The organism is Nonomuraea cavernae (assembly GCF_014646355.1).
Lineage (GTDB): Bacteria > Actinomycetota > Actinomycetes > Streptosporangiales > Streptosporangiaceae > Nonomuraea > Nonomuraea cavernae.
On the sequence record NZ_BMNH01000068.1, the window covers coordinates 1 to 989 of the forward strand.

Genomic DNA, 989 nt, shown 5'->3' on the forward strand with positions numbered 1-989 from the left:
CTAGATCGCTGATGTGAAATTCGGTAATCGGCTGCGGGCGTGACGAAGGGCGTCCATGGTCGGTGTGTGAAGACAGACTTGGACGCCCTTCTGATCGCACTCTATGTCTATCTGGACGATCACGTGATGCCTTCGCGGGCACGGCCTCGGGGACGGGGCCGGCCCCCGGTGCTGACCTCGGCCGAGGCGGTAGTCGTGGCGGTGGCCCAGGTACTGCTGCGGTGCGATCAGGAGCGCTACTGGCTGCGGACCGCGGCGGCCCGGATCGGTCATCTGTTCCCGCGCTTGCCCTCCCAGGCCGTCTACAACCGGCAGCTGCGAGATCTGGGCCCGCAGATGTCAGCGGCGGCCTTGTGGCTGGCCCGCCAGGTCCCGACCTGGCACGAACCGCTCCGGCTGATGGACGGCACCCCGATCCGGTGCGGCGCCTCCCGGGTGACGGTCAACCGATCAAGCCTGGGCGAGATCGCCGGATACGGCATGGACAAGTCCCACCATGCCTTCTACTGGGGCTCCAAGCTGATGTTGATCACCACCGCCGACGGCGCGGTGACCGCCTTCAGCCTGGCCTGCCCCAAGGAACTCGACGAACGCAAGCAAGCACTGCACCTGCTGCACGTCCAGCAGATCGCACCCGGGCCGTGCCCGATCGTGTGCGACAAGGGCTTCGCCGGCGCCGGCATCGAGAAAGCCGCCGCTGATCTAGGTCACCACTTGATCCGGCCTGCCCGCGAAGACGAGCCCGCACCCGCCATGCCCTTCCCCGGCTGGCTACGCCAGCGCATCGAAGCGATCATCTGGACGTTGAAGAACCAACTCGGCCTCGAACGCCACAACGCCCGCCACACAGACGGCCTCTGGGCACGCATCAGCCAGCGCATCCTCGCCCTCAATGCCGTTATCTGGCACAACTGGAACATCGGCGCACCCGTGAAACGATCCCTGATCGCCTACGATCACTAAGCCGAATTTCACATCAGCGATCTAGC

1 protein-coding gene is annotated in these 989 nt (G+C 65.5%); it reads left to right on the forward strand.

From position 1 onward, the window contains the following. Window positions 1–66: 66 nt before the first annotated feature. The gene (locus tag IEY82_RS38700; protein ID WP_189129273.1) at window positions 67–963 is read left to right on the forward strand and encodes a transposase; all 897 of its coding nucleotides are present in this window, start codon (window positions 67–69) and stop codon (window positions 961–963) included. Window positions 964–989 lie beyond the last annotated feature (26 nt).